The organism is Streptomyces sp. AHU1, assembly GCF_045343905.1.
In the GTDB taxonomy this organism is placed as follows: Bacteria; Actinomycetota; Actinomycetes; order Streptomycetales; family Streptomycetaceae; genus Streptomyces; species Streptomyces triticiradicis.
Genome location: NZ_CP174283.1, coordinates 7,772,911 through 7,795,855, shown reverse-complemented (window position 1 = coordinate 7,795,855; position 22,945 = coordinate 7,772,911). Strand labels below are relative to the sequence as shown.

Here is a 22,945-nt window from a genome sequence, read left to right as displayed (position 1 = left end):
GGGCAAGGAGAATGTCCACGTGGGAGTGGGTTCGGACGGAGTGTCGGGCAGGCAGCGGCGAAAGGACCGGAGCGGTCGTGAGTGAGAATCAGAACCTCCTCGCGGAGCAGCGTCGCGCTCTGATCCTCGACGAGGTGCGTCGCCGTGGCGGTGTCCGCGTGAACGAGCTGACGCGAAGGCTCGGCGTCTCCGACATGACGGTCCGCCGTGACCTCGACGCGCTGGCCCGTCAGGGCGTCGTCGAGAAGGTGCACGGCGGCGCGGTGCCGGTGGCCGAGGCGAGCACGCACGAACCGGGTTTCGAGGCCAAGTCGGGTCTGGAGCTGACCGCCAAGGAGGACATCGCGCGGACCGCGGCCGAGTTGGTCGCGCCGGGCTCGGCGATCGCCCTCTCCGGTGGCACGACGACGTACGCGCTGGCCCATCACCTGGTGGACGTCCCGGATCTGACCGTGGTCACCAACTCGGTGCGTGTGGCCGACGTGTTCCACTCGGCGCAGCGCACCTCCGGTCAGCGTCAGGGGGCCGCGACCGTCGTCCTGACCGGTGGGGTGCGCACCCCGTCCGACTCGCTCGTCGGACAGGTGGCCGACCAGGCCATCGCGGCCCTGCACTTCGACGTCCTCTTCCTCGGTGTGCACGGCATATCGGCGGAGGCGGGGCTGTCGACGCCGAACCTCGCGGAGGCGGAGACCAACCGGCGGCTCGTGCAGTCCGCGCGACGCGTCATCGTGGTCGCGGACCACACCAAGTGGGGCACGGTGGGCCTCAGTTCGTTCGCCGCGCTGGACCAGGTCGACACGCTGGTGACCGACGGCGGCATGCCCGCCGCCGCCCGCGCGGAGATCTCGGAGCACCTGCGGCGCCTGGTGGTGGCCGGCGAACCCGAGGACGATACAGACATCTGACGGTCCGCCAGCTAAGGTGACGCTGCCCGCGCCGCCGGTCACGCCATCGGCGTCGTCCGTGGCGCGGGTGCGCCGGGCCGCCGCTCGCGGCCGACCGCGAGGGGGGTTCGCTCATGGCACGTCGACTGCGTCCGGTGGGGCCCGAGTTCGTCGAGACCGCCGCGCTGCGTCTGGTGTTCGCGCGGGAGGTCGCCGCCCCTCCCGAGGCCGTCTTCTCCGCGCTCGCCGAGGACGTGTCCGGCTGGAGCGAGTGGTTCTCGGCGGTGACGCTCGCCCGGCCCACCGCCGACGGCGCCGGACGTGAGGTGCGGCTCCGCGGCGGAGGACGTTTCGAGGAGACCGTCCTGGTCGCCAGGGCCCCCGAGGTGTACGCGTACCGGGTGGACAGCACGAACGCGCCGGGGCTCCGCGCCCTGGCCGAGGAGTGGCGGCTGACGCCCGCGGGCAGGGGGACACGCGTGCAGTGGACCTTCGCCGCCGACGGAACCGCCTTGTTCCGGGCGACGCTCGCCGTGGGACGGAGCGGCCTGGGCCGCGCCTTCCGCGACGCGGTGACGGCACTGGACCGGCGGCTCGCGTCGGCGCCCGCCTGAACCGTCGGCCTCGGCCGTCAGGCCGGCCAGACGCCCGTCTCCAGCAGGGAGTCGATCGCCGCCGTGTACGGCGCGATGTCCAGGCCCTGTCCGGCCAGCCACTCGTCCGAGTAGTACTTGTCGAGATAACGGTCCCCGGGGTCGCACAGCAGCGTCACCACGCTCCCCCTGCGCCCCTCCGCCACCATCTCGGCGACGATCTTCAGGGCGCTCCACAGGCCGGTGCCGGTCGAGCCGCCCGCCTTGCGGCCGATGGCCTGTTCCAGGGCGCGTACGGCGGCGACGCTCGCCGCGTCCGGAACCTTCATCATGCGGTCGATGGCCCCGGGCACGAAGCTCGGCTCGACGCGCGGCCTGCCGATGCCCTCGATGCGCGAACCGCGGTCGCAGGTGACGTCCGCGTCGCCGGTGGTCCAGCCCTCGAAGAAACAGGAGTTCTCCGGGTCGGCGACGCAGATACGGGTGTCCGCCTGCATGTAGTGGACGTAGCGGGCGAGGGTCGCCGAGGTGCCGCCGGTACCGGCCGTGGCGACGATCCACGCGGGCTCCGGGAACCGTTCGAGGGCCAGTTGGCGGAAAATGGATTCGGCGATGTTGTTGTTCCCGCGCCAGTCCGTGGCCCTTTCCGCATAGGTGAATTGATCCATGTAGTGGCCGCCGGTCCGGTCCGCGAGAGCGGCGGACTCCTCGTAGAGCTTGCGCGAGTCGTCCACGAAGTGGCACTGCCCGCCGTGGAATTCGATCAGTCTGATCTTCTCGGCACTCGTGGTGCGGGGCATGACCGCGATGAAGGGCACGCCGACGAGCCCCGCGAAATAGGCCTCGGAGACGGCCGTCGAGCCACTGGACGCCTCGATCACCGGGCGGCCGGGCCGGATCCAGCCGTTGCACAGGCCGTACAGGAAGAGCGAACGGGCCAGGCGGTGCTTGAGGCTGCCCGTGGGGTGGGTCGACTCGTCCTTCAGGTACAGGTCGACGCCCCACTCCTCGGGCAGCGGGAAGCGGAGCAGATGCGTGTCCGCCGAGCGGTTCGCGTCCGCCTGGACCTTGCGCACGGCTTCTTTGAGCCAGCTCCGGTACTCCGCGTCGCTGCGGTCGACATCGAGGGTCTCGCCGGTCCGGATCGGCTGGACAGTACTCACGGGAAGGTTCCTAACGCAGGGCGCCGACGCCGCTTCAACTGGTCGGACGCCTCGATCATAAGCACCTTCCGCACGCTTCTCACCTGCATAAACACACCTTTGAGCAGCCCAAAGGCACCACTGGGGCGGGACCCCGGGAACCCGGATCCGGGGGCGTGGAACCCGAATCCCGGGGGGCGCATCCCGGCCTTTGCTCCCGCCACCTCCACCGCCTCGCCGCACGCACTGGTGCTCGACGCCACCTGCAGGCAGACTGCACCGCGCGGGGCGGTCGCCCCCGACACGGATGCACACTGGGTCACGACAGGGCACAGCCGGAGCCCACGAGGGGGCGGAGCGTCATGGCGGAGCCGGAGTTCACGGCCACGGGCGTGCGGATCGGGAAGAGGCTGCGTTCGCTCACCCGGGCCGGACAGGTCCGGATCAGCGACGGCAGGCTGGAACTGCTCACCAGCTACGGCAGCGAGATCGACAGCGCGCCGGTGCAGGCGGTGCGCGCCTCGAAACCCTGGTTCGCGCACGAGGACCGGGCGTTGGCGGACGTCAACGGCACGCGGTACTCGCTCACGCTCGGCGAGCACGATCCGGCACCCGGCCGGCCGGGACCCCCGTCGGCGCGCCGCTTCATCGAGGCGGTCCGCAAGGCAGCGGGCCACAGCGGCTGAGGTCACGCCGGCCGCGCGTCCACGAACACCGCGAGTTGCGGGACCGTGCCCCCTGGGTCACTCTGATGTGAACATCACTCTGGGTTTACCGGCGATAACGCTGCGAACCAGCCCGCCGGTCGCACAGCAGGCGGCCGCTCCACTCGACCGCTCTGCTGGATCCGATCTCCGTCTTCTTCCGGACCTCAATTCGGGGAGTCGCAGCCGTGATCAGCCAGCCAAGCAGGCATTGCACGGTGGAGCTCCAAGCCCTGCCGTCGCGGATCGGCCAGGTCCGCAGAATCGTATCTGCGCAGTTGCGCTACTGGCATCTGGACCCCTTGATAGACCGGGCCGTGCTCGGGGTGACCGAGCTGCTGTCCAACGTCCACCGGCACGCCCAGCCGGACAAGCTCTGCACCGTCGAGATCGAGCTGCTGCTCGACCGCCTCACGGTCTCGGTGCACGACCACGACCCCCGGCTTCCCGTGATACGCGAGGCCGACCCCGGTTCCACCTGCGGACGCGGCCTGGCCATGGTCGCGGCGGTGAGCGAGAGCTGGGGCGTGCGGCCCGACGGCGAGTCGGGCAAGGCCGTGTGGTTCACGCTTCCGGCGTCCGCCCCCGTGGTGGCGGCTTCCCTCCGTCCGCCGTACGAGACCGCGAGCGAGGTCACGCTCCGGCACACCGTCGACGTGCTCGGGCCGGAACACGCTCCCGCCCGGTCGGCCGTTGCCGGCTGACCGGGCGGTGACCTCCTCGCGTGCGCCGCCCGCTCACGGGGCGTCGTACGGCACGGGGCGGCTCATTCCGTGGCGATGGCGCGCAGCACGTCCAGGCGCGCCGCCCGCCGTGCCGGCCGCAGCCCCGCGAGGGCGCCGGCGGCGAGACCCACCAGCGCCACCACCGCGAGACGCCCCGGCGGGAGCGCGAAGGCGAAGGCGCTGTCCGACGCTCCGTCGGAGGCCTTGACCAGCACCCAGCCGAGGAAGGCGCCGAGGGCGAGCCCGCCCGCCGTGCCGAAGGCGGCGACGAGGACCGACTCCCAGCGGACCATGGCGCGCAACTGCGCCCGGGTCTGTCCGACGGCCCGCAGCAGACCGAGCTCCCGGGTGCGCTCGTGGATCGCGAGCGTGAGGGTATTGGTGATGCCCAGCAGGGCGATGAGCACCGCGAGGGCGAGCAGCGCGTAGACCAGGGTCAGCATCATGTCGATGCCGGCCGCCGACGACCGCGCGTACTCGTCCCGGGTCTGCACCTCGGGGCTGCCGTACCGCTCGGCGACCCGCTGCACCCCTGCCTTGCCCTCGGCGGTGCCCACGCCGTCCCTGAAGGAGACGGCGACGAGCGTGTCGGCGTCCTGCGTGCGGTGCGGGGCCCAGGCGGCGCGGGTGACGACGTAGTCGCCCACGAGCTCCGACCGGCCGTAGACGGCACGGACCGTGAAGTCCGCCTGTCGGCCGTCGGTGAAGGTCAGCCGGGTCGTGTCCCCGGTGTCCAGGTGCCGCCGGGCGGCCTCCTGGCGGGTGATCGCGATGCCGTCGGTTCCGAGGTCGCCCAGTGAGCCCCGCACCTGGCCGAGGTCGAAGACCTTGCCGAGCGTGACGGGGTCGGTGACCGTCAGCGCGCGGCCCTCGCCGTCGACCTCGGCGACCCCCTTGCCCAGTCCGACGGCGTACTCGACCGCGGGCAGGTGCCCGAGGGCGGGGGCCAGCTTCGGGCTGAGCCCGCTGCCGCCCGCTCCGAACGACGGTGTGCTGACGGCGACGTCACCGGCGAAGGACCGCGAGACGGTCTGGTCCATGGTGGCCTTGAGCGAGGCGCCGAAGACCGTGAACAGCGAGACGACGGCGACGCCGATCATCAGGGCGCCAGCGGTCGCGGCGGTCCGCCCGGGGCTGCGCAGCGCGTTGCGCCGGGCGAGTGAACCCGTGACACCGCGCAGCCGGTCGAGCGGCGCGCCGAGCACCCGTACGGCGGCCGAGGACGCGACCGGGCCGAGGACGACGAAGGAGGCGAGGGCCAGCACGGCGCCGAGTCCGGCGAGCCACAGCGACGGGTCGAGCAGGACACCGGCCAGGGTGACGCCCACGGCCAGGGCGGCCAGTCCCCCGCCGACCGCGGCCCGGGTGCGCGAGGCGCCGGACTCGTCGACCGCCGTCTCCCGCAGCGCGGCGAGCGGAGCGGTCCGTCCCGCGCGGACGGCGGGCAGCAGGGCGGAGCCGAGACAGACCACGACGCCGACGCAGAGCGGCAGCAGCACGGACAGGCCGCTGATCACCAGGCCGCCCTCGGGGAAGGGGAAACCGATGGCCGGGAAGAGGGCCTGGAGTCCGGCCGCGATACCGATCCCGCCCGCGATCCCCGCGGCCGAGGCGGTCACGGCCACGGCGCTCGCCTCGGCCAGGGTCGAGGCGGTGACCTGCCGGCGCGAGGCGCCGAGGGCGCGCAGGAGCGCGTTCTCACGGGTGCGCTGGGCGACGACGATCGCGAACGTGTTGTGGATGGAGAAGGTCGCCACCAGGAGCGCGATGCCGGAGAAGACGAGCAGGAGCGTGGTGAAGAGGTTCAGGAACCGGCTGGAGACCATGTCGGTGTTCTCCTGCGCCGACTCCTGTCCCGTGATGGCCTCGACCCCCTTGGGAAGCACGGGAGTCAGGGCGGAGACGAGCTCCTCCTGACCGACTCCGGGGCCGGCCCGCACCCGGATGCCCGCGGCCTCGCCGGGCTTCGCGGTCAGGTACTTCTCGGCGTCGGCCCGCGTCATGCCGGTGAACGTCACCTGGGCCATGCCGTCCTCGCCGCCGAAGGTGGCGAGGCCCACGATCGTCACCCGGACGGGGTCGGGCGTGCGCAGGACCGTCGTGTCGCCGATCTTCAGGTGGCCCTTCCTCGCGGCTCCCCTGTTGACGACGACCTCGCCGGACTTGGAGGGGGCGCGACCCTCGGCGAGCCGGTACGCGTTGAGCTTCGGGTCGCCGATCCAGTTGCCCGCGAGGGTGGGCGGCCCCTGTCCGCCGACGGGCCTGCCGTCGGAGCCGACGAGCTGGCCGGCACCCTGGATGTCGGGCGCCGCGGCCGCGACACCGGGAACGCGCTCGACCGTCTCGACCAGAGCGGTGCCGACGGGCGCGCGGACGCCCTGGCTCTCCCCCGGGGTGGTGATGACGTTCGCGCTGCGGACGACGGCGTCGGTGCCCTCGGTCGCCTCGCCGAACATCGTGTCGAACCCGGCGCGCAGGGTGTCGCCCATGACGAGGGTTCCGGCCAGGAAGGCGACGCCGAGGAACACGGCGAAGAACGTCCCGGCGAAACGGCGTCCGTGGCCGCGCAGCGACGAGAGGCTGAGGCGCAGTGCGGCGTTCATACCGGTGCGCCCTTGCCGTCGAAGGCCTTCATGCGGTCGAGGACCTTGTCGGCCGTCGGGTTCTCCATCCGGTCCACGAGGCGCCCGTCGGCGAGGAAGACCACCTCGTCGGCGTGCGCGGCGGCGACCGGGTCGTGCGTGACCATGACGACCGTACGGTCCATCCGGCGCACCGCCCGGCCGAGGAGGTCGAGGACCTCCTGGCCGGAGCGGGAGTCGAGGTTGCCGGTGGGTTCGTCGGCGAAGACCACGTCGGGTTCCGAGGCGAACGCCCTCGCCACGGCGACGCGTTGCTGCTGGCCGCCGGACAGCTCGCCCGGCCGGTGGTGGAGGCGGTCGCGCAGTCCGACGACGTCGACGAGGGCGTCCGTCCACGCGCGGGAACCCTTGGTCCCGGCGAGGTCCATGGGCAGGGCGATGTTCTCGGCGACGGTGAGCGTCGGGATCAGGTTGAAGGCCTGGAAGACGAAGCCGATCCGGTCGCGGCGCAGCAGGGTCAGCCGGCGGTCGTCGAGGGCGCCGAGTTCGGTGTCGCCGATGTAGGCGGCTCCCGAGGTGAGGGTGTCGAGACCGGCCGCGCAGTGCATGAGGGTGGATTTGCCGGAGCCGGAGGGCCCCATGATCGCGGTGAAGCGGCCGGCCGGAAAGCCGACGCTCACCCCGTCCAGGGCCCGTACGACGGTGTCGCCGGCGCCGTACACCTTCACGGCGTCGACGACACGTGCCGCGTCCGGGCGGGCGGTCGCGGCGGTCATGCCGCACCGCCCTTGTCCATGCGTCCGAACTGCTCGTCGAGGACGGACAGGCGGCGCCAGTACTCGTCCTCGTCGATCTCTCCGGAGGCGAAGCGGCGGCCGAGCACGGCGATCGGCGAGTCACCGGCGCTCAGGGAGCCGCTGGGGCCGTAGCCGCCCGCCGCCCGCCAGGGACCGCGGCGTCCGTACCGGCCGGTGCGCCGCAGGACGGTCACGACGCCGATCACGACAGCCGCCCAGATCAGCGGGAAGAACAGGATCCAGGGGCCGGGGCCGCCGTCCCAGTTCGCCAGGGTCTGCATCTCGGGTCATCTCCTCGGTGGAACCACGCCTCGGCGCGGGATTTCTCGGTGATGCTCCGAGACTCGCTCCGACAGGGGGTCCGAGTCGTCGTACGGCCAGCGGCCGTGCGCGTACCTCCCGGGGAGTACGCCGGGCGCCCCGGGCTGCTTCGCGCGGCGGCACCCCGTGGTGGACCGACCGCCTTCCTTCTGTACCTACTGGTATGTACAGTGGATCCATGAGCACTCCGGACCGACTGATCGAGTCCACGCGCGAGCTGCTGTGGGAGCGCGGATACGTGGGCACCAGCCCCAAGGCGATCCTGGAGCGCGCGGGCGCGGGGCAGGGCAGCATGTACCACCACTTCCGGGGCAAGCCCGACCTGGCGCTCGCCGCGATCCGCCGTACCGCCGAGGAGATGCGGGCCGCCGCCGAGGCCGTCCTCGGCCCGCCCGGATCGCCGTACGAGCGCATCGAGGCGTATCTGCGCCGTGAGCGCGACGTCCTGCGCGGCTGCCCCGTCGGGCGGCTCACGATGGATCCGGACGTGATCGCGAACGACGAACTGCGCGCACCGGTCGACGAGACCCTGGCCTGGCTGCGCGGACGGCTGGCCGCCCTCGTCGAAGAGGGCAAGGAACAGGGGCAGTTCGCGCCCGCGCTCGACAGCGGGGAGATCGCCTCGGTGATCCTCGCGACCGTCCAGGGCGGCTACGTCCTGGCGCGCGCCTCCGGTTCACCGGCCGCCTTCGACACGGCGGTCCGGGGTCTGCTCGCCCTGCTGGCGCCCCTCCGCTGACATCGCCGCACCGGGGCCGGCGCCCGCACTTCCCGCGAAGCCCAGGAAGGACCTTTCCATGCACGCCCTGCAGTACGAGGTCACGTTTCCCGCCGACTACGACATGACCGTCGTCCGGGACCGCGTCGCCCGCGTCGGCCACCGGCTCGACGCGTGGGACGGCCTCGGCGTCAAGGCCTATCTGATGCGCGAGCGCGGAGTGGACGGCTCCCCGGTCAACCAGTACGCGCCGTTCTACCTGTGGGACACCGCCGAGGGCATGAACTCCTTCCTCTGGGGAGGGGCGTTCCAGGGGCTGGTGAACGACTTCGGGCGCCCCGTGGTGCAGCACTGGACCGGTCTCGCGTACGAGGAGGGCGGCGCCACGGGATCGCCGGCCAGGGCCGCGGTCCGCCGGCGCCGGCCCGTCGCCGAGGGGGTGGAGCTGTCCGGGGCGATGGAGGAGGCGGTGCGCGATGCCGGACGGCTGGCCGGGCTGGACGGGGCGGTGTGCGCCGGTGCCGCCGTCGATCCGCGGCACTGGGAGGTCGTGCACTTCTCGCTCTGGGACCACGACCGGCCGACGGCGCCGGGAGAGGTCTTCCAGGTGCTGCACGTGTCCGAGCCCGGCCGTGACCGGCTGCCCCGGGGCCGGCAGTGGTGAGCCCGCCGGCCCTGGTCCGTACGGTGCTGGGCGATGTGCCCCCCGAGGACCTCGGGGTGTGCGACGCGCACGACCACCTCTTCTTCGCCAGTCCGGTGCTCCCGGGCCAGGAGCTGTGGGACACGTCCGCCGCACGGGCCGAACTGGCCGCGTTCCGCGCGCGGGGCGGGGGCAGCGTGGTCCAGTGGACCCCGTACGGCCTCGGCAGGCGGGCGGCGGACCTGCCGCCGGTCTCGCGCGACGCCGGGGTCCATGTCGTCGCGGCGACCGGACTGCACCAAGCGGCGCACTACGCACCGCGGACGCTGGGCGAGCTGCGCGGGAGGCTGGCCGAGGTCTTCGTCGCCGAGCTCACGACGGGCGTCGGGACGACCGGGGTCCGGGCCGGGCTGATCAAGGTCGCGGGCGGCTTCCACGCCCTGGACGCGCACGCCCGCTGGACGATGGCCGCCGCGGCCGAGGCCCACCACGCCACCGGTGCGCCGGTCGCCGTGCACCTGGAGCTGGGCACCGGCGCGCTCGACGTGCTCGACCTGCTGTGCGGCGAGGCGGGCGTGCCGCCGCACCGGGTGGTCCTGGGCCACCTCAACCGTTCCCCGGACCTCGTGGTGCAGCGCGAGGCCGCCGCCTCGGGCGCCTACCTCGCCTTCGACGGCCCCTCCCGGGCCCACCACGGCACCGACTGGCGCATGCCGGACGCCGTACGAGCCCTCGCCGACGCCGGTTTCGGCGACCGGCTGCTGCTCGGCGGCGACACGACGACCGCGGCGGCCCGCTCGGTCGACGGCGGCCCGGGAATGCCGTACCTGTTGCGCCGCGTCCGCCCGAGGCTCGAACTCGCCCTGGGGAAGGAGCTGGTGGACCGGATCCTCACCGAGAACCCCGGCCGCGCCTTCGCCGTGCCCTGGCGCTCGTGAGCTTCGTGTCCCCCGGCGCCCGGGATGCTCGTGAGGGTCAGGCGGGCAGCGCCCTCAGCGGGTCGTCCAGCACCGGCTGCCAGGCCAACTCGGCCGCCCCGACCAGGCTGTTGTGGTCCAGGGTGCAGGCGAGGATCGGCACCCCGCCACTGCGTCCCCACAGGCTGCGGTCGGCGACGACGGCGCGCAGCCGGTCCGGGTCGGCGTCCAGCAGGGCGCGGTGCAGCCCGCCGAGGATGATGCGGTCCGGATTGAGGATGTTGACCAGGCCCGCGAGGCCGAGTCCCAGACGGTCGATCAGCGCCTCGACGGCCGTGCGGACGGACGGGTCGGCGCTCTCGTCGCGGATCAGCTCGTTGGACTGCTGGAGCAGCGACACCTCGGGGCCCGGGGTCCGGCCGGCCGCGGTGAGGAAGGCCAGCGGGTCGGCCTCGACGTCGAGGCAGCCGCGGCTTCCGCAGTGACAGGGGCGGCCCTCGGGATTGACCGTGAGGTGGCCGACTTCGAGGGCGAGCCCCGAACTGCCGGTGTGCAGACGTCCGTCGAGCACCAGGGCACCGCCGACGCCACGGTGTCCGGTGGCCACGCACAGCAGGTCGCGGGCGCCCCGGCCCGCTCCGTGCCGGTGCTCGGCGAGGGCGGCGAGGTTGACGTCGTTGGCGGCGAACGCCGGTCCCTGGATCCCGGCTGCGCGCACCCGCTCGGCGAAGATCTCCCGGACGGGCGAGCCGGCGGGCCAGGCCAGGTGCAGCGGATTGAGCGCGAGCCCCTCGGGTTCGGTGACGGCCGACGGCACGGCGAGCCCGGCGCCCACGCAGCGGCGCCCGGTCTCGCGGAGCAGCTCGGCGCCCGCGTCGACGACCGAGCCGAGCACCTTCGCCGGATCGGCGTCGACGGTCTCGCAGCCGGGCGCGGTCGCGACGATCCGGCCGCCGAGACCGACCAGCGCGGCGCGGAACCCGTCGGCGTGCACCTGCGCGGCCAGCGCGACCGGCCCGTCGTCGGCGACCTCCAGCCGGTGCGAGGGCCGTCCCTGCGAACCGGCGGCGGCACCGGGCCGCGCGTCGACCCTGATCAGCCCCAGCGCCTCCAGCTCCGCGGCCACCGCGCCCGCGGTCGCCCGGGTGACGCCCAGCTCGGCGGTCAGCACGGCACGCGTCGGCGCGCGCCCGGTGTGCACCAGTTCCAGCGCCGGTCCGAGCGCTCCGCGCCCCCGGTCGAGCCGTGTCCGCGTGCTGCCGTCCCCCGCCGTCCGGGGACCCGCCTTGCCGTTCATGAGGGCGAGTCTCCCATGATCCGCTCGCGCGGGGCCCGTCCGGTCACGACGGCGCCGTGCGACCGCGGGCGCGTCCGCCGCTACCGCGCGGGCTCCGGCGGGAAGCCGCTCGCCCGGAGCGTGAGGTTCAGCCGCCCGGTCAGGCCCAACTCGTGGGGCGCCGTGCCCGCGTACACCTTCGGCACCCCGTGGTACGCGAGCCGTGACGGGCCGCCGAACACGAAGAGGTCGCCGCTGCGCAGTTCGATGTCGGCGTACGGCCGTGTCCGGGACTCCGTGTTGCCGAACCGGAAGACGCAGGTGTCGCCCAGGCTCAGCGACACGACCGGGGCGTCGCATGATTCGTCGCTGTCGCGGTGCATGCCCATACGGGCCTCGGCGTCATAGAAGTTGATCAGTGCGATGTCGTACGCGGTGGCCGGATCCGCTCCGGGGGCGTCGGGGCCGAAGGCGTCCGTGACCGCCTCGCGGGCCAGCTCGCCGAGCCGGCCGGGGAAGGGTTTCACCGGCGAACCGTCGCCGTCGACCACCGTGCGCGCGTAGCCGTACGGGTACCAGTGCCAGCCCAGGCAGACCTGCCGCGCGGTCATCGTGCCGCCGCCGGGGGTACGGACCGTGCGCAGGCCCGCGGGCGGGCGGGCCCAGTCGCGGCAGGCTTCCAGCAGGTGCCGCTGGCGTCCGGCGTCCAGCCAGTCCGGGAGGTGCACGGCGCCGGGCGCGATCTCCCTCCTGCCGCGCGGGAACAGCTCCGCGTCCATCGACATGCCCCCATCCTCGCGCACCCCGGGCGGCCCGGGTCGCTTAGCCTTGACCCACCATGAACGACCGGATGACGACGCCCTGGGGCGAGTACGAGCTCGCCCGCTTCCCCGAGGACCCCCGCGACCGGCTGCGCGCCTGGGACGCCGCCGACACGTACCTGCTGCGGCACCTCGCGGAGAGCGACACCCCGCTGACGGGTCCGGTCGTGATCGTCGGCGACCGGTGGGGCGCGCTCACCACGGCGTTGTCCGCGCGGCGGCCGACGCAGATCACCGACTCCCACCTGGCGCGGGAGGCGACCCGCTCGAATCTGGCGCGGACCGGTGCCGACGAGTCCGCCGTCCGGCTCCTCACGACCCAGGACCCGCCTCCCGGGCGGATCGACGTGCTGCTCGTACGGGTGCCCAAGAGCCTCGCCCTGCTGGAGGACCAGCTCCACCGTCTGGCGCCCGGCGTGCACGAGGGGACGGTCGTCATCGGCACCGGGATGGTCAAGGAGATCCACACCTCGACGCTCCACCTCTTCGAGCGGATCCTCGGTCCGACGCGCACGTCGCTGGCCGAGAAGAAGGCCCGGCTGATCTTCTGCACCCCGCTGCGGGGGATCGCCCGGAAGGCGAACCCCTGGCCGTACAGCTACCGGCTGCCCGACGACGTCGGCCCGGTCTCCGGCCGCACGGTCGTCAACCACGCGGGCGTCTTCTGCGCCGACCGCCTCGACATCGGCACCCGTTTCTTCCTGGCGCACCTGCCGCGCAGCCGGGGCGCGGAGCGGGTCGTGGACCTGGGCTGCGGCAACGGCGTGCTCGGTACGGCCATGGCGCTGGCCAATCCCGAGGCCGAGGTGCTGTTCGCCGACGAGTCGTACCAGGCGGTGGCCTCGGCGGAGGCGACCTACCGGGCGAACGCCGACGGACGGGTCGAGTTCCGTGTCGCCGACGGGCTGGAGGGAGTGCCCTCCGGGAGTGTCGACCTCGTCCTGAACAACCCCCCGTTCCACTCCCACCAGGCGACGACGGACACGACCGCCTGGCGGATGTTCTCGCACGCGCGGCGGGCGCTGCGGCCCGGTGGCGAGCTGTGGGTGATCGGGAACCGTCACCTCGGCTACCACCTGAAGCTGCGCCGGTTCTTCGGCAACAGCGAACTGGTCGCGGGCGACGCCAAGTTCGTGATCCTCCGGGCCGTCAAGAAGGACGCGGGCCGATAGGCCGACCCACCGGGTCCGGCTCACGGGACGACGCCCGAACTCCCCGTCGGGGGCCGTCCGAAGTCCCCGTCGAGGGTCGCCCGAAGTCCCCGTCCAGGACAGAGTTCCCTCACTTTATGATCACCTCTGGACACCTGCGCGTACGACCGTAGAGTGATGCCGATCACCAATGAGAACCGGGGGAACCATGTCGCGCCGCGCTGTCGTCATCGGTGGGAGCGTGGCCGGCATGCTCGCCGCCGCGGCCCTGTTCCGCTCCATGGACGAGGTGATCGTCCTGGAGCGCGACGAACTGCCCGACGGGCCGTTCCCGCGCAAGCGGACCCCGCAGGCACGGCATGCCCACATCCTGCTGCCCAGCGGACGCGACGCCATCCGGGAGCTGCTTCCGGTGGCGGACGTGCACGGACGCCTGCTCGCCTCGGGGGCCCACGAACAGTCCCTGACCGGCATGCTGGGTTTCGGCCCGCAGGGCTGGTACCGGCGCTGGCCGACCGTGACCGACGACCTGCTGCTCACCTGCTGCAGCCGCGACCTGCTCGACTGGACCCTGCGTGACGCGGTCCTGAGCACCACCCCTGTCGTGGTCCGCCGGGCCGAGGCGCTGTCCCTGCTCGGAACCGCCGAGCGGATCACCGGTGTACGTCTCCTCGCCGAAGGCCTCCAGGAGGACCTGCGCGCCGATCTCGTCGTCGACGCGAGCGGACGCGGATCACGTGTCGAGCACTGGCTCGAAGGGCTCGGCGTGACGGACATACCCACCGACGAGGTCGACTCGGGTCTCGTCTACGCCAGCCGGCTGTTCCGCGTCCCGCGGGGCGCGGAGAGCTTCCCGCTGACGCAGGTCGAGGCGGACCCGACCGCTTCCCGGCCGGGGCGTTCGGGGAACCTGGTGCCGATCGAGGACGGACGCTGGCTGGTCAGTCTGGCGGGTACCCGCGGCGGCGAACCCGGCGCCGACCCCGGGGCGTTCACCGACTTCGCCCTCGGTCTGCGCCACCCGCTCATCGGGCAGCTCATCTCCACCGCCGAGCCGCTCAGCGAGGTGTTCCTCAGCCGCAGCACCCGCAACAGGCGCCGCGAGTTCGAGAGGGCGGCCATGCCCGAAGGCCTGGTGGTGCTCGGTGACGCCGTCGCCACCTACAACCCCGTCTACGGCCAGGGCATGTCCGTCGCGGCCCTGGGTGCCCAGGCGCTGAGCCGGCAGTTGCGGCAGACCGACGTCACCGCTCCGGGCTTCGCCCACGCCGTGCAGCGGGCGGCCGCCAAGTCCGTCGCGGCCGCCTACACGATGAGCACCTCCCAGGACCAGTGGTTCCCGGAGGTCGTCGGCAGGGCTCCGACGCTCGCGGACCGGCTGCTCAGCCGCTACATGGGCCGGATGGCGCGCGTGGCGACCACCTCGTACGACGTGTCCGCGGCCATGTGCAAGGTCATCACGCTCCAGGAGGACGCGAGCCGTCTCGTCCGCCCCGAACTGCTCCTGGCCACGCTGAAGGGACCCGTCATGGAGCCCCTGACCGAGCCGCCGCTGACCGCCGTGGAGAGCGCCTTCGTGGACTCCGTGGGCCCGCTCGCCGTGTGACGCGGGGCTCGGCCCCGTGGCCCGCCCGACGGCGGGCGCGGTCAGGACAGTTGTCGCACCGCGGTCATCCGTGACTGGACCGCGGCGTCCACGATCGGCGTGCGCACCGCCCTGGACAGGCTCAGCAGGGACGGCTGGCCCGTGTCCAGCGACCGTGAACCGGCGGCCGGCCGTCGCACGCGCGCGCCGACCGAGACCACCACGTCGACGTCACCGACCGAGATACCGATGGTGCCGGTCTCCGGCACGGAGGCCGGGGCCTCGGCGAGAGCGGCCACGGCGACCATCGCGGCCGTCCCGATCGCCTCGGCCTCGGCCGCGGAGGACCCGGCGGCCATCGCGTCCCGGTAGGCGGTCTGCCGCACCTGGTCGTCGAGCTGTCCGGCGAGCCGCTTGAGGCCGTCGCGGATGGCGGTCTCCCGTGTGGTGAGCCGCAGTTCGACGTCGCCGATCGTGCGCCACGACAGTTCCGTGACGCAGCGCCGGCGGCCGGTCGGTCCCGCCAGCAGACGGAACAGCGGACGCAGGCGCACGAACGTGACGGCCGAGTCGATGCGCGGGCCGACGAGGGGAAGGATGTAGCCGGCCGAGGCCAGACAGGAGCCGACCGCCACCAGCGGCGCGACGCTGGTGCTGAGCCCGTCCCAGTGGCGTCCGAGCCAATGGGCGGTCAGCGCCACGAACTTGACGACGCTGTAGGCACTGGTGAAGAGCCAGCCCAGCACGAGCAGGGCCAGCGAGCCCCGGGTCCAGCGTTTCACCTTCCCTATCCAGCTCCAGCACAGCAGGGTCGTCGTCACCGCGGCCACCATGTGCGCCATCAGGTACAGCACGATCATCTCCCGGATGAACGGCGTCGAGGCGTAGTAGGTGTCGAAGTCGGCCCGGCGCTCGACCGGGGTGTCCCCCAGCGAGAACAGGACCCCCTCGGCGACGATCACTCCGAGGTAGCTGAACAGCCAGGCCCGGGACGTGCGTCGCACCTGGACGGGGTCGCTGCCGCGCCAGTGCACGATGAGGATGAGGGAGGCCGCGCCGAAGGCGGTCACCGCGCCGTAGGCCAGCGGCGCCGCCACGTTCGGTATGCCGGTGAGGCTGTTGACGAGGGCGACGGTGGGCGGCGCGCCGAGCACGAAGCAGAGGCCCGACAGCAGGATGACGGCGCAGAACGACCGCTTGAGCGGGTCCCTGCGGTGCCGGCACAGATCGGGCAGCTGAGCGGCGAGCCCCGTCCAGAGGACGGCCGCGGCCAGGTAGTAGATCAGTCCGCTCACATCGGGCCCAGAGGTGTGCGGGGGCCGGGCCCCCGGTGCTCGCCGACGCGCGTGCGGGGTCCGGCCGTCGCCCCGTTCGCCGGGGCGTACTCGCCGTCGTCGCGCGCCGGCATACGGATATCAGCCAGAAGTTGACCGCTCAAGGCCTTCTCCGTTCCCCGGCCGGTCCAGCGTCGGCCCTGCCCCGAAAACACCGCAAACCCCTGCTCCCCCGCGTTCATGAGGCATACGGACGCGTGCCCGAGTGGCCTCCGGGGCGAAGGTTCACCCGCGAACGTGCCGTGCCCTTTCGGCCTCCTCATGGTTGTTCACCCTAGCCACCTCGGCGCCCGCCCGAACCACCGTCGCCGCAAATGCACATGTGCGGAAAATTGCTTCCGGCCGACGCGGCGCCCGCCGGGCGGTCGCTTTGGGGCACATATCCCGCTGTAGCGGCATCTGGAGGGCACTCATCCCCGCAGCACGCCGATGAGCCCCGCCACCGTCCGCGCCATCGCCTCCCGTCCCACGCCCAGGTACTTCCGCGGGTCCACCGCGTCGGGGCCGGCCGCGAGGAACTCCCGGACGGCGCCGGTCATCGCGATGTTCAGCGCGGTGCCGATGTTGACCTTGGCGATACCGCCTTCGACGGCCGCCCGGAGCTCCCGGTCGGGCACCCCGGAGGAGCCGTGCAGGACCAGGGGGACGTCGAGCGAGGCGGCCAGGCGCTCGAGCAGGTCGTGGTCGAGGACCGCGGTCCGGGTGGTCATCGCGTGCGAGCTGCCGATCGCCACGGCCAGCGCGTCCACTCCGGAGTCGGCCACGAAGGCGCGGGCCTCCCCGGGGTCGGTGCGGGCGCCGGGTGCGTGCGCGTCCCGCGGCGGCTCACCGTTCTTTCCGCCGATCTCTCCCAACTCGGCCTCGATCCAAAGGCCTTGGGCATGTGCCCAGTCGGCGGCGGCCCGGGTCGCGGTGAGGTTCTCCTCGTACGGCAGACGCGAGGCGTCGTACATGACGGAGCTGAACCCGGCCCCGGGCGCCTGGCGCAGCAGGTCGTCGCTGCGCACGTGGTCGAGGTGCAACGCGACGGGCACCGAGGCCCGCTCGGCGGCGGCGGTCGCGGCACGGGCCAGCGGGAGCAGCCGGCCCTGGCGGAACTTGACCGCGTTCTCGCTGACCTGGAGCACGACGGGCGCGCCGACCGACTCCGCTCCCGCTATGACGGCCTCGACGTGTTCCAGGGTGATGACGTTGAACGCGGCGACGGCGGTCCGGACTCCGGCGGTCCGGGCGACCAGCTCGGCGGTTGCTGCGAGCGACACAACTCCTCCTGCTCCATGGGGGATCGAACCGGATCGGCGACTTCGGCGACTTCGGCGACTGGGTGCCATCGACCGCTTCGGCTGCTTCGGCTGCTTCGGCGCCGCCTCAGTGGCCGAGGATCACCGAGCGGGTGAGGTGGCGGGGCCGGTCGGGATCGAGGCCGCGCGCCGCGGCGACGGCGACGGCGAGGCGCTGGGCGCGGACGAGTTCGGCGAGCGGGTCGAGGCCGCCGTCCACCCAGAGCCCGCCGGTCTCCCGGACCTGCCCGGCCAGCCCCTCGGGCGCCTCGCCGAGCATCCAGGTGGCGGTGCCGTGGGTCGTGACGCTGATGGGGCCGTGCCGGTACTCCATCGCCGGGTAGGCCTCGGCCCAGGCGAGGGACGCCTCCCGCATCTTGAGCCCGGCCTCGTTGGCGAGTCCGACGGTCCAGCCGCGGCCGAGGAAGGTGAACTGCGAGCAGCCGACGAGCCCTTCGGGCAGCGGGGCGTCGAGCGCGGTGCGCGCGTCCGTGACGACGGTGTCGCCGTGCAGGCCGAGGTGGGCGCGGAGCAGGGTGAGCGCGGTGGTCGCGAAACGGGTCTGCACGACGGACCGTTCGTCGGCGAAGCCGAGCACGACGACGTCGTCCGCGGACTTCATGACGGGCGTGTGCGGATCGGCGGTGACCGCGGTCGTCCGCGCGTGCCCGCGCAGTCGTCCGAGGAGTTCGAGCACTTCGGTGGTCGTCCCGGAACGCGTCAGGGCGATCACGCGGTCGTACGAGCGGCCCGTGGGGAACTCCGAGGCGGCGAAGGCGTCCGTCTCCCCCTGCCCGGACCGTTCGCGGAGCGCCGCCGCGGCCTGCGCCATGAAGAAGGAGGTGCCGCATCCCACGATCGCGACGCGTTCCCCCGCCGCCGGCAGCGCGGCTTCGTGCGCCGCCGCCTCGTCGGCGGCGCGGATCCAGCACTCGGGCTGGCTGCTCAGCTCGTCCTCGACGTGCGTCATGTCGTACCCCTCCCACCGATGCTTGTTTCTGCAAGATATAGCGAGCTTTCGAGCACAATCAAGCATTCGGGTCGCGACGGGGTGCGTTAGGGTCGCGGAGGACCGAGGAATGGAGGGCCCTGATGTCGCGGGACGCCCGGTGGAAGGCGCTGCTGGAACTGCTGGTGGAGCAGGGCCGCCTGGACGTCGAGGAGGCCGCGGCGCGGCTGGAGGTCTCGGCGGCGACGATCCGGCGCGACTTCGACCAGCTCGCCGAGCAGCAGATGCTCGTGCGCACCCGGGGCGGAGCGGTCGTGCACGGCGTCTCCTACGAACTCCCCCTGCGCTACAAGACCGCCCGGCGCGCCTCGGAGAAGCAGCGCGTCGCGAAGGCGGTGGCGGATCTCATCGCCCCCGGCGAGGCGGTGGGCCTCACGGGCGGCACCACGACGACCGAGGTGGCCCGCGCCCTCGCCGTCCGCCCGGACCTGACCTCGGGTTCCCCCGCGCTGACCGTGGTCACGAACGCGCTGAACATCGCGAACGAACTCGCCGTGCGCCCCCAGTTCAAGATCGTGGTGACCGGCGGGGTCGCCCGGCCGCAGTCGTACGAGCTCGTCGGCCCGCTGGCGGACGGTGTGCTGGGGCAGATCACCCTGGACGTCGCGGTGCTCGGCGTGGTCGCCTTCGACGCCGGACACGGCGCCGCCGCCCACGACGAGGCGGAGGCGGCGGTCAACCGCCTCCTGTGCGAGCGGGCCGAGCGCGTGATCGTCGCCGCCGACTCCAGCAAACTGGGGCAGCGCGCGTTCGCCCGCATCTGCTCGGCCGGATCGGTGGACGTGCTCGTCACGGACACGGCGGCGGGGCCCGAGACGATCGGACGGTTCGAGGAGGCGGGGATCGAGGTCATGGCCGTGTGACTTCACCCTCACCGGAAGGCGGCCCGCACGCCCTCCGACGCTCCCGCCGGAGGGCGACCCGCACGACCTTCGGCGCTCCCGCCGGAAGGCGACCCGCGCACGGAGGGGCGAGCAGCGACGGAACTCCGGTCGCGCACGGACGGGCGAGCACCGGCGGAACCCCACGTCGCGCACGGCGGACCGGACCGCGGGCCCGGCGCGCGACCACGGTCCGGGCGGACGGGGACGGACCGGCCCCCGGCGTGGGGCACGGGGCCGCGGGCGCGCCGCGCCTCACGCGCGTCCCGGTCGACTCCGGTTCCGCGCACGGGAGTCCGACGGCCAAAGGGGCCGGGGCCGGCGACTCCGGCGCCGGTGACGGGGCCGCGCATCCGGACGACGCGCCCGCCGCCTCGTACCGGACCCCGCGAGGCGGAACGCCGGGGCCTCCGGGACCGCGGACCGGGAGGCGAACCGGCGGGCGGGCAGGGCCCGGACCTCGTGAAACGCCCCGGTGGACGCCGCACCACCCGCCAGCGGAGACCTCATGAATGATCAGAAAGACGGTCCGGTTACCATATGAGCGCCACCTAGCTCGAAAGATGATTCTGTGACTGTCAACGACGACGCGTTCACCAACTGGAAGACCCGCGAAGAAATCGCGGAGTCGATGATCCCGATCATCGGGAGGCTGCACCGGGAGCAGGACGTCACCGTCCTTCTGCACAGCCGCTCCCTGGTGAACAAGTCGGTGGTGAGCATCCTCAAGACCCACCGCTTCGCCCGGCAGATCGCCGGCGAGGAGCTGTCGGTCACCGACACGCTGCCGTTCCTCCAGGCGCTCACCGCGCTCGACCTCGGCCCCTCCCAGATCGACATCGGCATGCTCGCCGCGACGTACCAGGCCGACGACCGCGGCCTGTCCGTCGAGGAGTTCACCGCCGAGGCGGTCGCCGGCGCCACCGGCGAGAACAAGATCGAGCTCCGCGAGGGGCGCGACGTCGTCCTCTACGGGTTCGGCCGCATCGGCCGCCTGCTCGCCCGGCTGCTGATCGAGAAGACCGGCTCCGGCAACGGCCTCCGCCTGCGCGCCATCGTCGTCCGCCAGGGCGGCGACCAGGACATCGTCAAGCGCGCCTCGCTGCTGCGCCGCGACTCCATCCACGGCCAGTTCCAGGGCACGATCACCGTCGACGAGGCGAGCAGCACGATCATCGCCAACGGCAACGAGATCAAGGTCATCTACGCCAACGACCCGTCCGAGATCGACTACACGGTGTACGGCATCAAGGACGCCATCCTCGTCGACAACACCGGCAAGTGGCGTGACCGCGAGGGCCTCTCGAAGCACCTGCGCCCCGGCATCGACAAGGTCGTCCTGACCGCTCCGGGCAAGGGCGACGTCCCCAACATCGTGCACGGCGTCAACCACGACACGATCAAGCCGGACGAGCAGATCCTGTCCTGCGCCTCCTGCACCACCAACGCGATCGTGCCGCCGCTCAAGGCGATGGCGGAGGAGTACGGCGTTCTGCGCGGTCACGTGGAGACCGTCCACTCGTTCACCAACGACCAGAACCTGCTGGACAACTACCACAGTTCCGACCGCCGGGGCCGTTCCGCGCCGCTCAACATGGTCATCACCGAGACGGGTGCCGCCTCCGCGGTCGCCAAGGCGCTGCCCGACCTCAAGGCCCCCATCACCGGAAGCTCGATCCGCGTTCCGGTGCCGGACGTCTCGATCGCGATCCTCAGCCTGCGCCTGGGCCGCGCGACCACCCGCGAGGAAGTCCTGGACTACCTCCGCAACGTCTCGCTGACCTCGCCGCTCAAGCGCCAGATCGACTTCATCAGCGCCCCCGACGCGGTGTCCAGCGACTTCATCGGCTCGCGCCACGCCTCGATCGTCGACGCCGGCGCCACCAAGGTCGAGGACGACAACGCGATCCTCTACCTCTGGTACGACAACGAGTTCGGCTACTCCTGCCAGGTCATCCGTGTCGTCCAGCACGTCTCCGGGGTGGAGTACCCCACCTTCCCGGCTCCGGCGGTCTGAGCCGGGAGCGACACGCGCGGTTCGCCGTCCGAGCGGGCGGGACGGCGAACCGCCGCGCCACGAGGGGCGCCAGGGAATCCCGTCCGCCGGGAACCCCGGCGCCCCTCGTTCGCATGGGCCCGCACCGGCGCCCGCCAGCACTGCGGATCGACGCCCGTCGACACCCGCGGATCGACGCCCGTCGACACCTCGCCTGCGGGCCGGCGCCCGCCCGCACCGGCCCGACCAGGGCTTCACATCGCCCCACCAGCGCGTTCATCACCCGCGGCCCCCGGATCCAGCCCTCCCCCCTCTCTTGCTCCGAGCGCGGCGGCCGTCTAACGTGATTTTGTGCCGCTAATAAACAAAATGGTTCCGCACAGTGTCGTGCCGGATCGCCCCCTCACCCGACTCCGTATCGCCATCACCGCCTTCTTCGCCCTCGACGGCTTCGTCTTCGCCGGCTGGGTCGTCCGCATCCCCGCCGTCAAGCACCAGACCGGCGCCTCGGCCGGCGCCCTCGGTCTCGCCCTTCTCGGCGTCTCCGCCGGAGCCGTGATCACCATGATGCTGACGGGACGGCTCTGCCGACGGTTCGGCAGCCACCCGGTGAGCGTGGCCTGCGCGGCGCTGTTGTCCCTGAGCGTCGTCCTGCCCCCGCTCGCGCACTCGGTGACCGTCCTCGGACTCGTCCTGCTGCTCTTCGGCGCGGCCTACGGCGGTGCCAACGTCGCCATGAACAGCGCGGCCGTCGACCTCGTGGCGGCGCTCCGACGCCCGGTCATGCCCGGCTTCCACGCCGCGTACAGCCTGGGCGGCATGCTCGGGGCGGGTCTCGGCGGGCTGGTCGCCGGACAGCTGTCACCGTCGCGCCATCTGTTCGCGATCGCCGTCGTCGGCCTGCTCGTCACCGGGGTCGCGGGACGCGCGCTCCTCCGCGAGGCGGCCCCCGTACCACCGGAGCGCGCACGGGAGGACGCGTCCGCGGAGCGGCGGCCCGCCGGCACCCACGCGCGCGGTCTGGTGCTGGTCTTCGGGCTGATCGCCCTGTGCACCGCGTACGGCGAGGGCGCGCTCGCGGACTGGGGCGCGCTCCATCTGGAGCAGGACCTGGACGCGCGCCCGGGGACCGCCGCCCTCGGGTACTCGTGCTTCGCCCTCGCCATGACGATCGGCCGCCTGAGCGGAACGGCCCTGCTCGAACGGCTGGGCCGGACCCGTACGCTGGTCCTGGGCGGCACGACGGCCTCGCTCGGCATGCTGCTCGGCTCCCTCGCGCCCTCCCTCTGGGCCGCGCTCCTCGGCTTCGCCGTCACCGGGCTCGGCCTCGCCAACATCTTCCCCGTGGCGCTGGACCGGGCCGGCGCGCTCGCCGGAGCGAGCGGCGTCGCCGCCGCCTCCACGCTCGGGTACGGCGGCCTGCTCCTCGGGCCGCCCGCGATCGGGTTCATGGCCGATGCGTACTCCCTGCCGACGGCGCTCACGAGCGTCGCGGCACTGGCGGCCGTGGCCGCCCTGATCGGCTTCGCGACACGACGCGCCGCCGTGGGGTGACCCCGGCCCGCGGAAGCCCGCCGCCCCGA

At 72.9% G+C, this 22,945-nt stretch carries 21 protein-coding genes; 12 read left to right on the top strand and 9 right to left on the bottom strand.

Translation table 11 applies throughout. The annotated features are described in order from the left end of the window. Nucleotides 1-77: 77 nt before the first annotated feature. Entirely contained in the window at nt 78-908 is an 831-nt protein-coding gene (locus tag ACICHK_RS34415; RefSeq protein WP_406839957.1) for a DeoR/GlpR family DNA-binding transcription regulator, read from the top strand. 113 nt (nt 909-1,021) lie between these two features. Next, a complete protein-coding gene (locus ACICHK_RS34410) occupies nt 1,022-1,501 on the top strand; it encodes an SRPBCC family protein (RefSeq protein ID WP_406839956.1) in 480 nt (159 codons plus the stop codon). Between the two features lie 17 nt (nt 1,502-1,518). On the opposite strand, the gene ACICHK_RS34405 is transcribed toward ACICHK_RS34410, so the two are convergent. Beyond that, on the bottom strand, nt 1,519-2,643 hold the full coding sequence (locus tag ACICHK_RS34405; protein WP_103552476.1) for a PLP-dependent cysteine synthase family protein: 1,125 nt from the start codon (nt 2,641-2,643) through the stop codon (nt 1,519-1,521). A 341-nt stretch (nt 2,644-2,984) separates the two neighbouring features. Here ACICHK_RS34405 and ACICHK_RS34400 point away from each other — a divergent pair, with 341 nt between their 5' ends. Together ACICHK_RS34400 and ACICHK_RS34395 are read left to right on the top strand one after the other, a co-directional pair. Continuing rightward, nucleotides 2,985-3,308, top strand: coding sequence for a hypothetical protein (locus tag ACICHK_RS34400; protein WP_406839955.1), 324 nt, complete (start codon nt 2,985-2,987; stop codon nt 3,306-3,308). A 206-nt stretch (nt 3,309-3,514) separates the two neighbouring features. Then, the gene (locus ACICHK_RS34395; RefSeq protein ID WP_406839954.1) at nt 3,515-4,030 is read left to right on the top strand and encodes an ATP-binding protein; all 516 of its coding nucleotides are present in this window, start codon (nt 3,515-3,517) and stop codon (nt 4,028-4,030) included. Between the two features lie 62 nt (nt 4,031-4,092). Here the strand turns inward: ACICHK_RS34395 and ACICHK_RS34390 are convergent, their stop codons facing one another. Genes ACICHK_RS34390 through ACICHK_RS34380 form a run of 3 tightly spaced genes read right to left on the bottom strand, consistent with a single transcriptional unit; the run spans nt 4,093 to nt 7,711 of the window. After that, the gene (locus tag ACICHK_RS34390; protein ID WP_406839953.1) at nt 4,093-6,654 is read right to left on the bottom strand and encodes an ABC transporter permease; all 2,562 of its coding nucleotides are present in this window, start codon (nt 6,652-6,654) and stop codon (nt 4,093-4,095) included. Continuing rightward, on the bottom strand, nt 6,651-7,409 hold the full coding sequence (locus ACICHK_RS34385) for an ABC transporter ATP-binding protein (protein WP_406839952.1): 759 nt from the start codon (nt 7,407-7,409) through the stop codon (nt 6,651-6,653). Before ACICHK_RS34385 ends, ACICHK_RS34390 begins: the two co-directional genes overlap by 4 nt. Further along, entirely contained in the window at nt 7,406-7,711 is a 306-nt protein-coding gene (locus tag ACICHK_RS34380) for an SHOCT domain-containing protein (RefSeq protein ID WP_406839951.1), read from the bottom strand. Before ACICHK_RS34380 ends, ACICHK_RS34385 begins: the two co-directional genes overlap by 4 nt. A gap of 203 nt (nt 7,712-7,914) precedes the next feature. Between ACICHK_RS34380 and ACICHK_RS34375 the strand changes: the two genes are divergently transcribed. Genes ACICHK_RS34375 through ACICHK_RS34365 form a run of 3 tightly spaced genes read left to right on the top strand, consistent with a single transcriptional unit; the run spans nt 7,915 to nt 10,050 of the window. After that, entirely contained in the window at nt 7,915-8,490 is a 576-nt protein-coding gene (locus tag ACICHK_RS34375; protein WP_406839950.1) for a TetR/AcrR family transcriptional regulator, read from the top strand. 58 nt (nt 8,491-8,548) lie between these two features. Beyond that, a complete protein-coding gene (locus ACICHK_RS34370) occupies nt 8,549-9,133 on the top strand; it encodes a DUF4865 family protein (protein WP_406839949.1) in 585 nt (194 codons plus the stop codon). Continuing rightward, entirely contained in the window at nt 9,127-10,050 is a 924-nt protein-coding gene (locus ACICHK_RS34365) for a phosphotriesterase (RefSeq protein WP_406839948.1), read from the top strand. The genes ACICHK_RS34370 and ACICHK_RS34365 overlap by 7 nt, the downstream gene beginning before the upstream one ends. Nucleotides 10,051-10,087: 37 nt before the next feature. Here the strand turns inward: ACICHK_RS34365 and ACICHK_RS34360 are convergent, their stop codons facing one another. Continuing rightward, nucleotides 10,088-11,326, bottom strand: coding sequence for an ROK family protein (locus ACICHK_RS34360; RefSeq protein WP_151468988.1), 1,239 nt, complete (start codon nt 11,324-11,326; stop codon nt 10,088-10,090). Between the two features lie 80 nt (nt 11,327-11,406). Next, the gene (locus tag ACICHK_RS34355) at nt 11,407-12,084 is read right to left on the bottom strand and encodes an alpha-ketoglutarate-dependent dioxygenase AlkB family protein (RefSeq protein ID WP_406841394.1); all 678 of its coding nucleotides are present in this window, start codon (nt 12,082-12,084) and stop codon (nt 11,407-11,409) included. Between the two features lie 59 nt (nt 12,085-12,143). On the opposite strand from ACICHK_RS34355, the gene ACICHK_RS34350 reads away from it, so the two are divergent. Beyond that, nucleotides 12,144-13,298 (top strand): methyltransferase, encoded by a 1,155-nt coding sequence (locus ACICHK_RS34350; RefSeq protein ID WP_406839947.1) that lies wholly within the window; start codon nt 12,144-12,146, stop codon nt 13,296-13,298. A gap of 187 nt (nt 13,299-13,485) precedes the next feature. Then, the gene (locus ACICHK_RS34345; RefSeq protein WP_406839946.1) at nt 13,486-14,883 is read left to right on the top strand and encodes an FAD-dependent oxidoreductase; all 1,398 of its coding nucleotides are present in this window, start codon (nt 13,486-13,488) and stop codon (nt 14,881-14,883) included. Nucleotides 14,884-14,924: 41 nt separating this feature from the next. On the opposite strand, the gene ACICHK_RS34340 is transcribed toward ACICHK_RS34345, so the two are convergent. The 3 genes from ACICHK_RS34340 to ACICHK_RS34330 all read right to left on the bottom strand — a co-directional run bounded on the left by ACICHK_RS34340 (nt 14,925) and on the right by ACICHK_RS34330 (nt 18,446). After that, nucleotides 14,925-16,157: a DUF6545 domain-containing protein gene (locus tag ACICHK_RS34340; protein ID WP_151468990.1), complete on the bottom strand. Its 1,233-nt coding sequence runs from the start codon at nt 16,155-16,157 to the stop codon at nt 14,925-14,927. Nucleotides 16,158-16,606: 449 nt separating this feature from the next. Beyond that, entirely contained in the window at nt 16,607-17,458 is an 852-nt protein-coding gene (locus ACICHK_RS34335; protein ID WP_406839945.1) for a ketose-bisphosphate aldolase, read from the bottom strand. A gap of 106 nt (nt 17,459-17,564) precedes the next feature. Further along, a complete protein-coding gene (locus ACICHK_RS34330; RefSeq protein WP_406839944.1) occupies nt 17,565-18,446 on the bottom strand; it encodes an SIS domain-containing protein in 882 nt (293 codons plus the stop codon). A 122-nt stretch (nt 18,447-18,568) separates the two neighbouring features. Between ACICHK_RS34330 and ACICHK_RS34325 the strand changes: the two genes are divergently transcribed. The 3 genes from ACICHK_RS34325 to ACICHK_RS34315 all read left to right on the top strand — a co-directional run bounded on the left by ACICHK_RS34325 (nt 18,569) and on the right by ACICHK_RS34315 (nt 22,916). Continuing rightward, nucleotides 18,569-19,348, top strand: coding sequence for a DeoR/GlpR family DNA-binding transcription regulator (locus ACICHK_RS34325; protein ID WP_406839943.1), 780 nt, complete (start codon nt 18,569-18,571; stop codon nt 19,346-19,348). Nucleotides 19,349-19,937: 589 nt separating this feature from the next. Beyond that, nucleotides 19,938-21,383 carry a glyceraldehyde-3-phosphate dehydrogenase gene (locus tag ACICHK_RS34320; RefSeq protein ID WP_406839942.1) on the top strand — a complete coding sequence of 482 codons (1,446 nt, stop codon included), beginning with the start codon at nt 19,938-19,940 and terminating at the stop codon, nt 21,381-21,383. A 348-nt stretch (nt 21,384-21,731) separates the two neighbouring features. Continuing rightward, a complete protein-coding gene (locus ACICHK_RS34315) occupies nt 21,732-22,916 on the top strand; it encodes an MFS transporter (protein ID WP_406839941.1) in 1,185 nt (394 codons plus the stop codon). Nucleotides 22,917-22,945 lie beyond the last annotated feature (29 nt).

Bases quoted from the DNA above. Each gene is read 5' to 3' on its own strand.
- ACICHK_RS34410 (WP_406839956.1), top strand. From the start codon at position 1,022: ATGGCACGTCGACTGCGTCCGGTGGGGCCCGAGTTCGTCGAGACCGCC.
- ACICHK_RS34400 (WP_406839955.1), top strand. From the start codon at position 2,985: ATGGCGGAGCCGGAGTTCACGGCCACGGGCGTGCGGATCGGGAAGAGG.
- ACICHK_RS34390 (WP_406839953.1), bottom strand. From the start codon at position 6,654: ATGAACGCCGCACTGCGCCTCAGCCTCTCGTCGCTGCGCGGCCACGGA.
- ACICHK_RS34385 (WP_406839952.1), bottom strand. From the start codon at position 7,409: ATGACCGCCGCGACCGCCCGCCCGGACGCGGCACGTGTCGTCGACGCC.
- ACICHK_RS34380 (WP_406839951.1), bottom strand. From the start codon at position 7,711: ATGCAGACCCTGGCGAACTGGGACGGCGGCCCCGGCCCCTGGATCCTG.
- ACICHK_RS34375 (WP_406839950.1), top strand. From the start codon at position 7,915: ATGTACAGTGGATCCATGAGCACTCCGGACCGACTGATCGAGTCCACG.
- ACICHK_RS34370 (WP_406839949.1), top strand. From the start codon at position 8,549: ATGCACGCCCTGCAGTACGAGGTCACGTTTCCCGCCGACTACGACATG.
- ACICHK_RS34360 (WP_151468988.1), bottom strand. From the start codon at position 11,326: ATGAACGGCAAGGCGGGTCCCCGGACGGCGGGGGACGGCAGCACGCGG.
- ACICHK_RS34355 (WP_406841394.1), bottom strand. From the start codon at position 12,084: ATGGACGCGGAGCTGTTCCCGCGCGGCAGGAGGGAGATCGCGCCCGGC.
- ACICHK_RS34350 (WP_406839947.1), top strand. From the start codon at position 12,144: ATGAACGACCGGATGACGACGCCCTGGGGCGAGTACGAGCTCGCCCGC.
- ACICHK_RS34345 (WP_406839946.1), top strand. From the start codon at position 13,486: ATGTCGCGCCGCGCTGTCGTCATCGGTGGGAGCGTGGCCGGCATGCTC.
- ACICHK_RS34330 (WP_406839944.1), bottom strand. From the start codon at position 18,446: ATGACGCACGTCGAGGACGAGCTGAGCAGCCAGCCCGAGTGCTGGATC.
- ACICHK_RS34325 (WP_406839943.1), top strand. From the start codon at position 18,569: ATGTCGCGGGACGCCCGGTGGAAGGCGCTGCTGGAACTGCTGGTGGAG.
- ACICHK_RS34315 (WP_406839941.1), top strand. From the start codon at position 21,732: ATGGTTCCGCACAGTGTCGTGCCGGATCGCCCCCTCACCCGACTCCGT.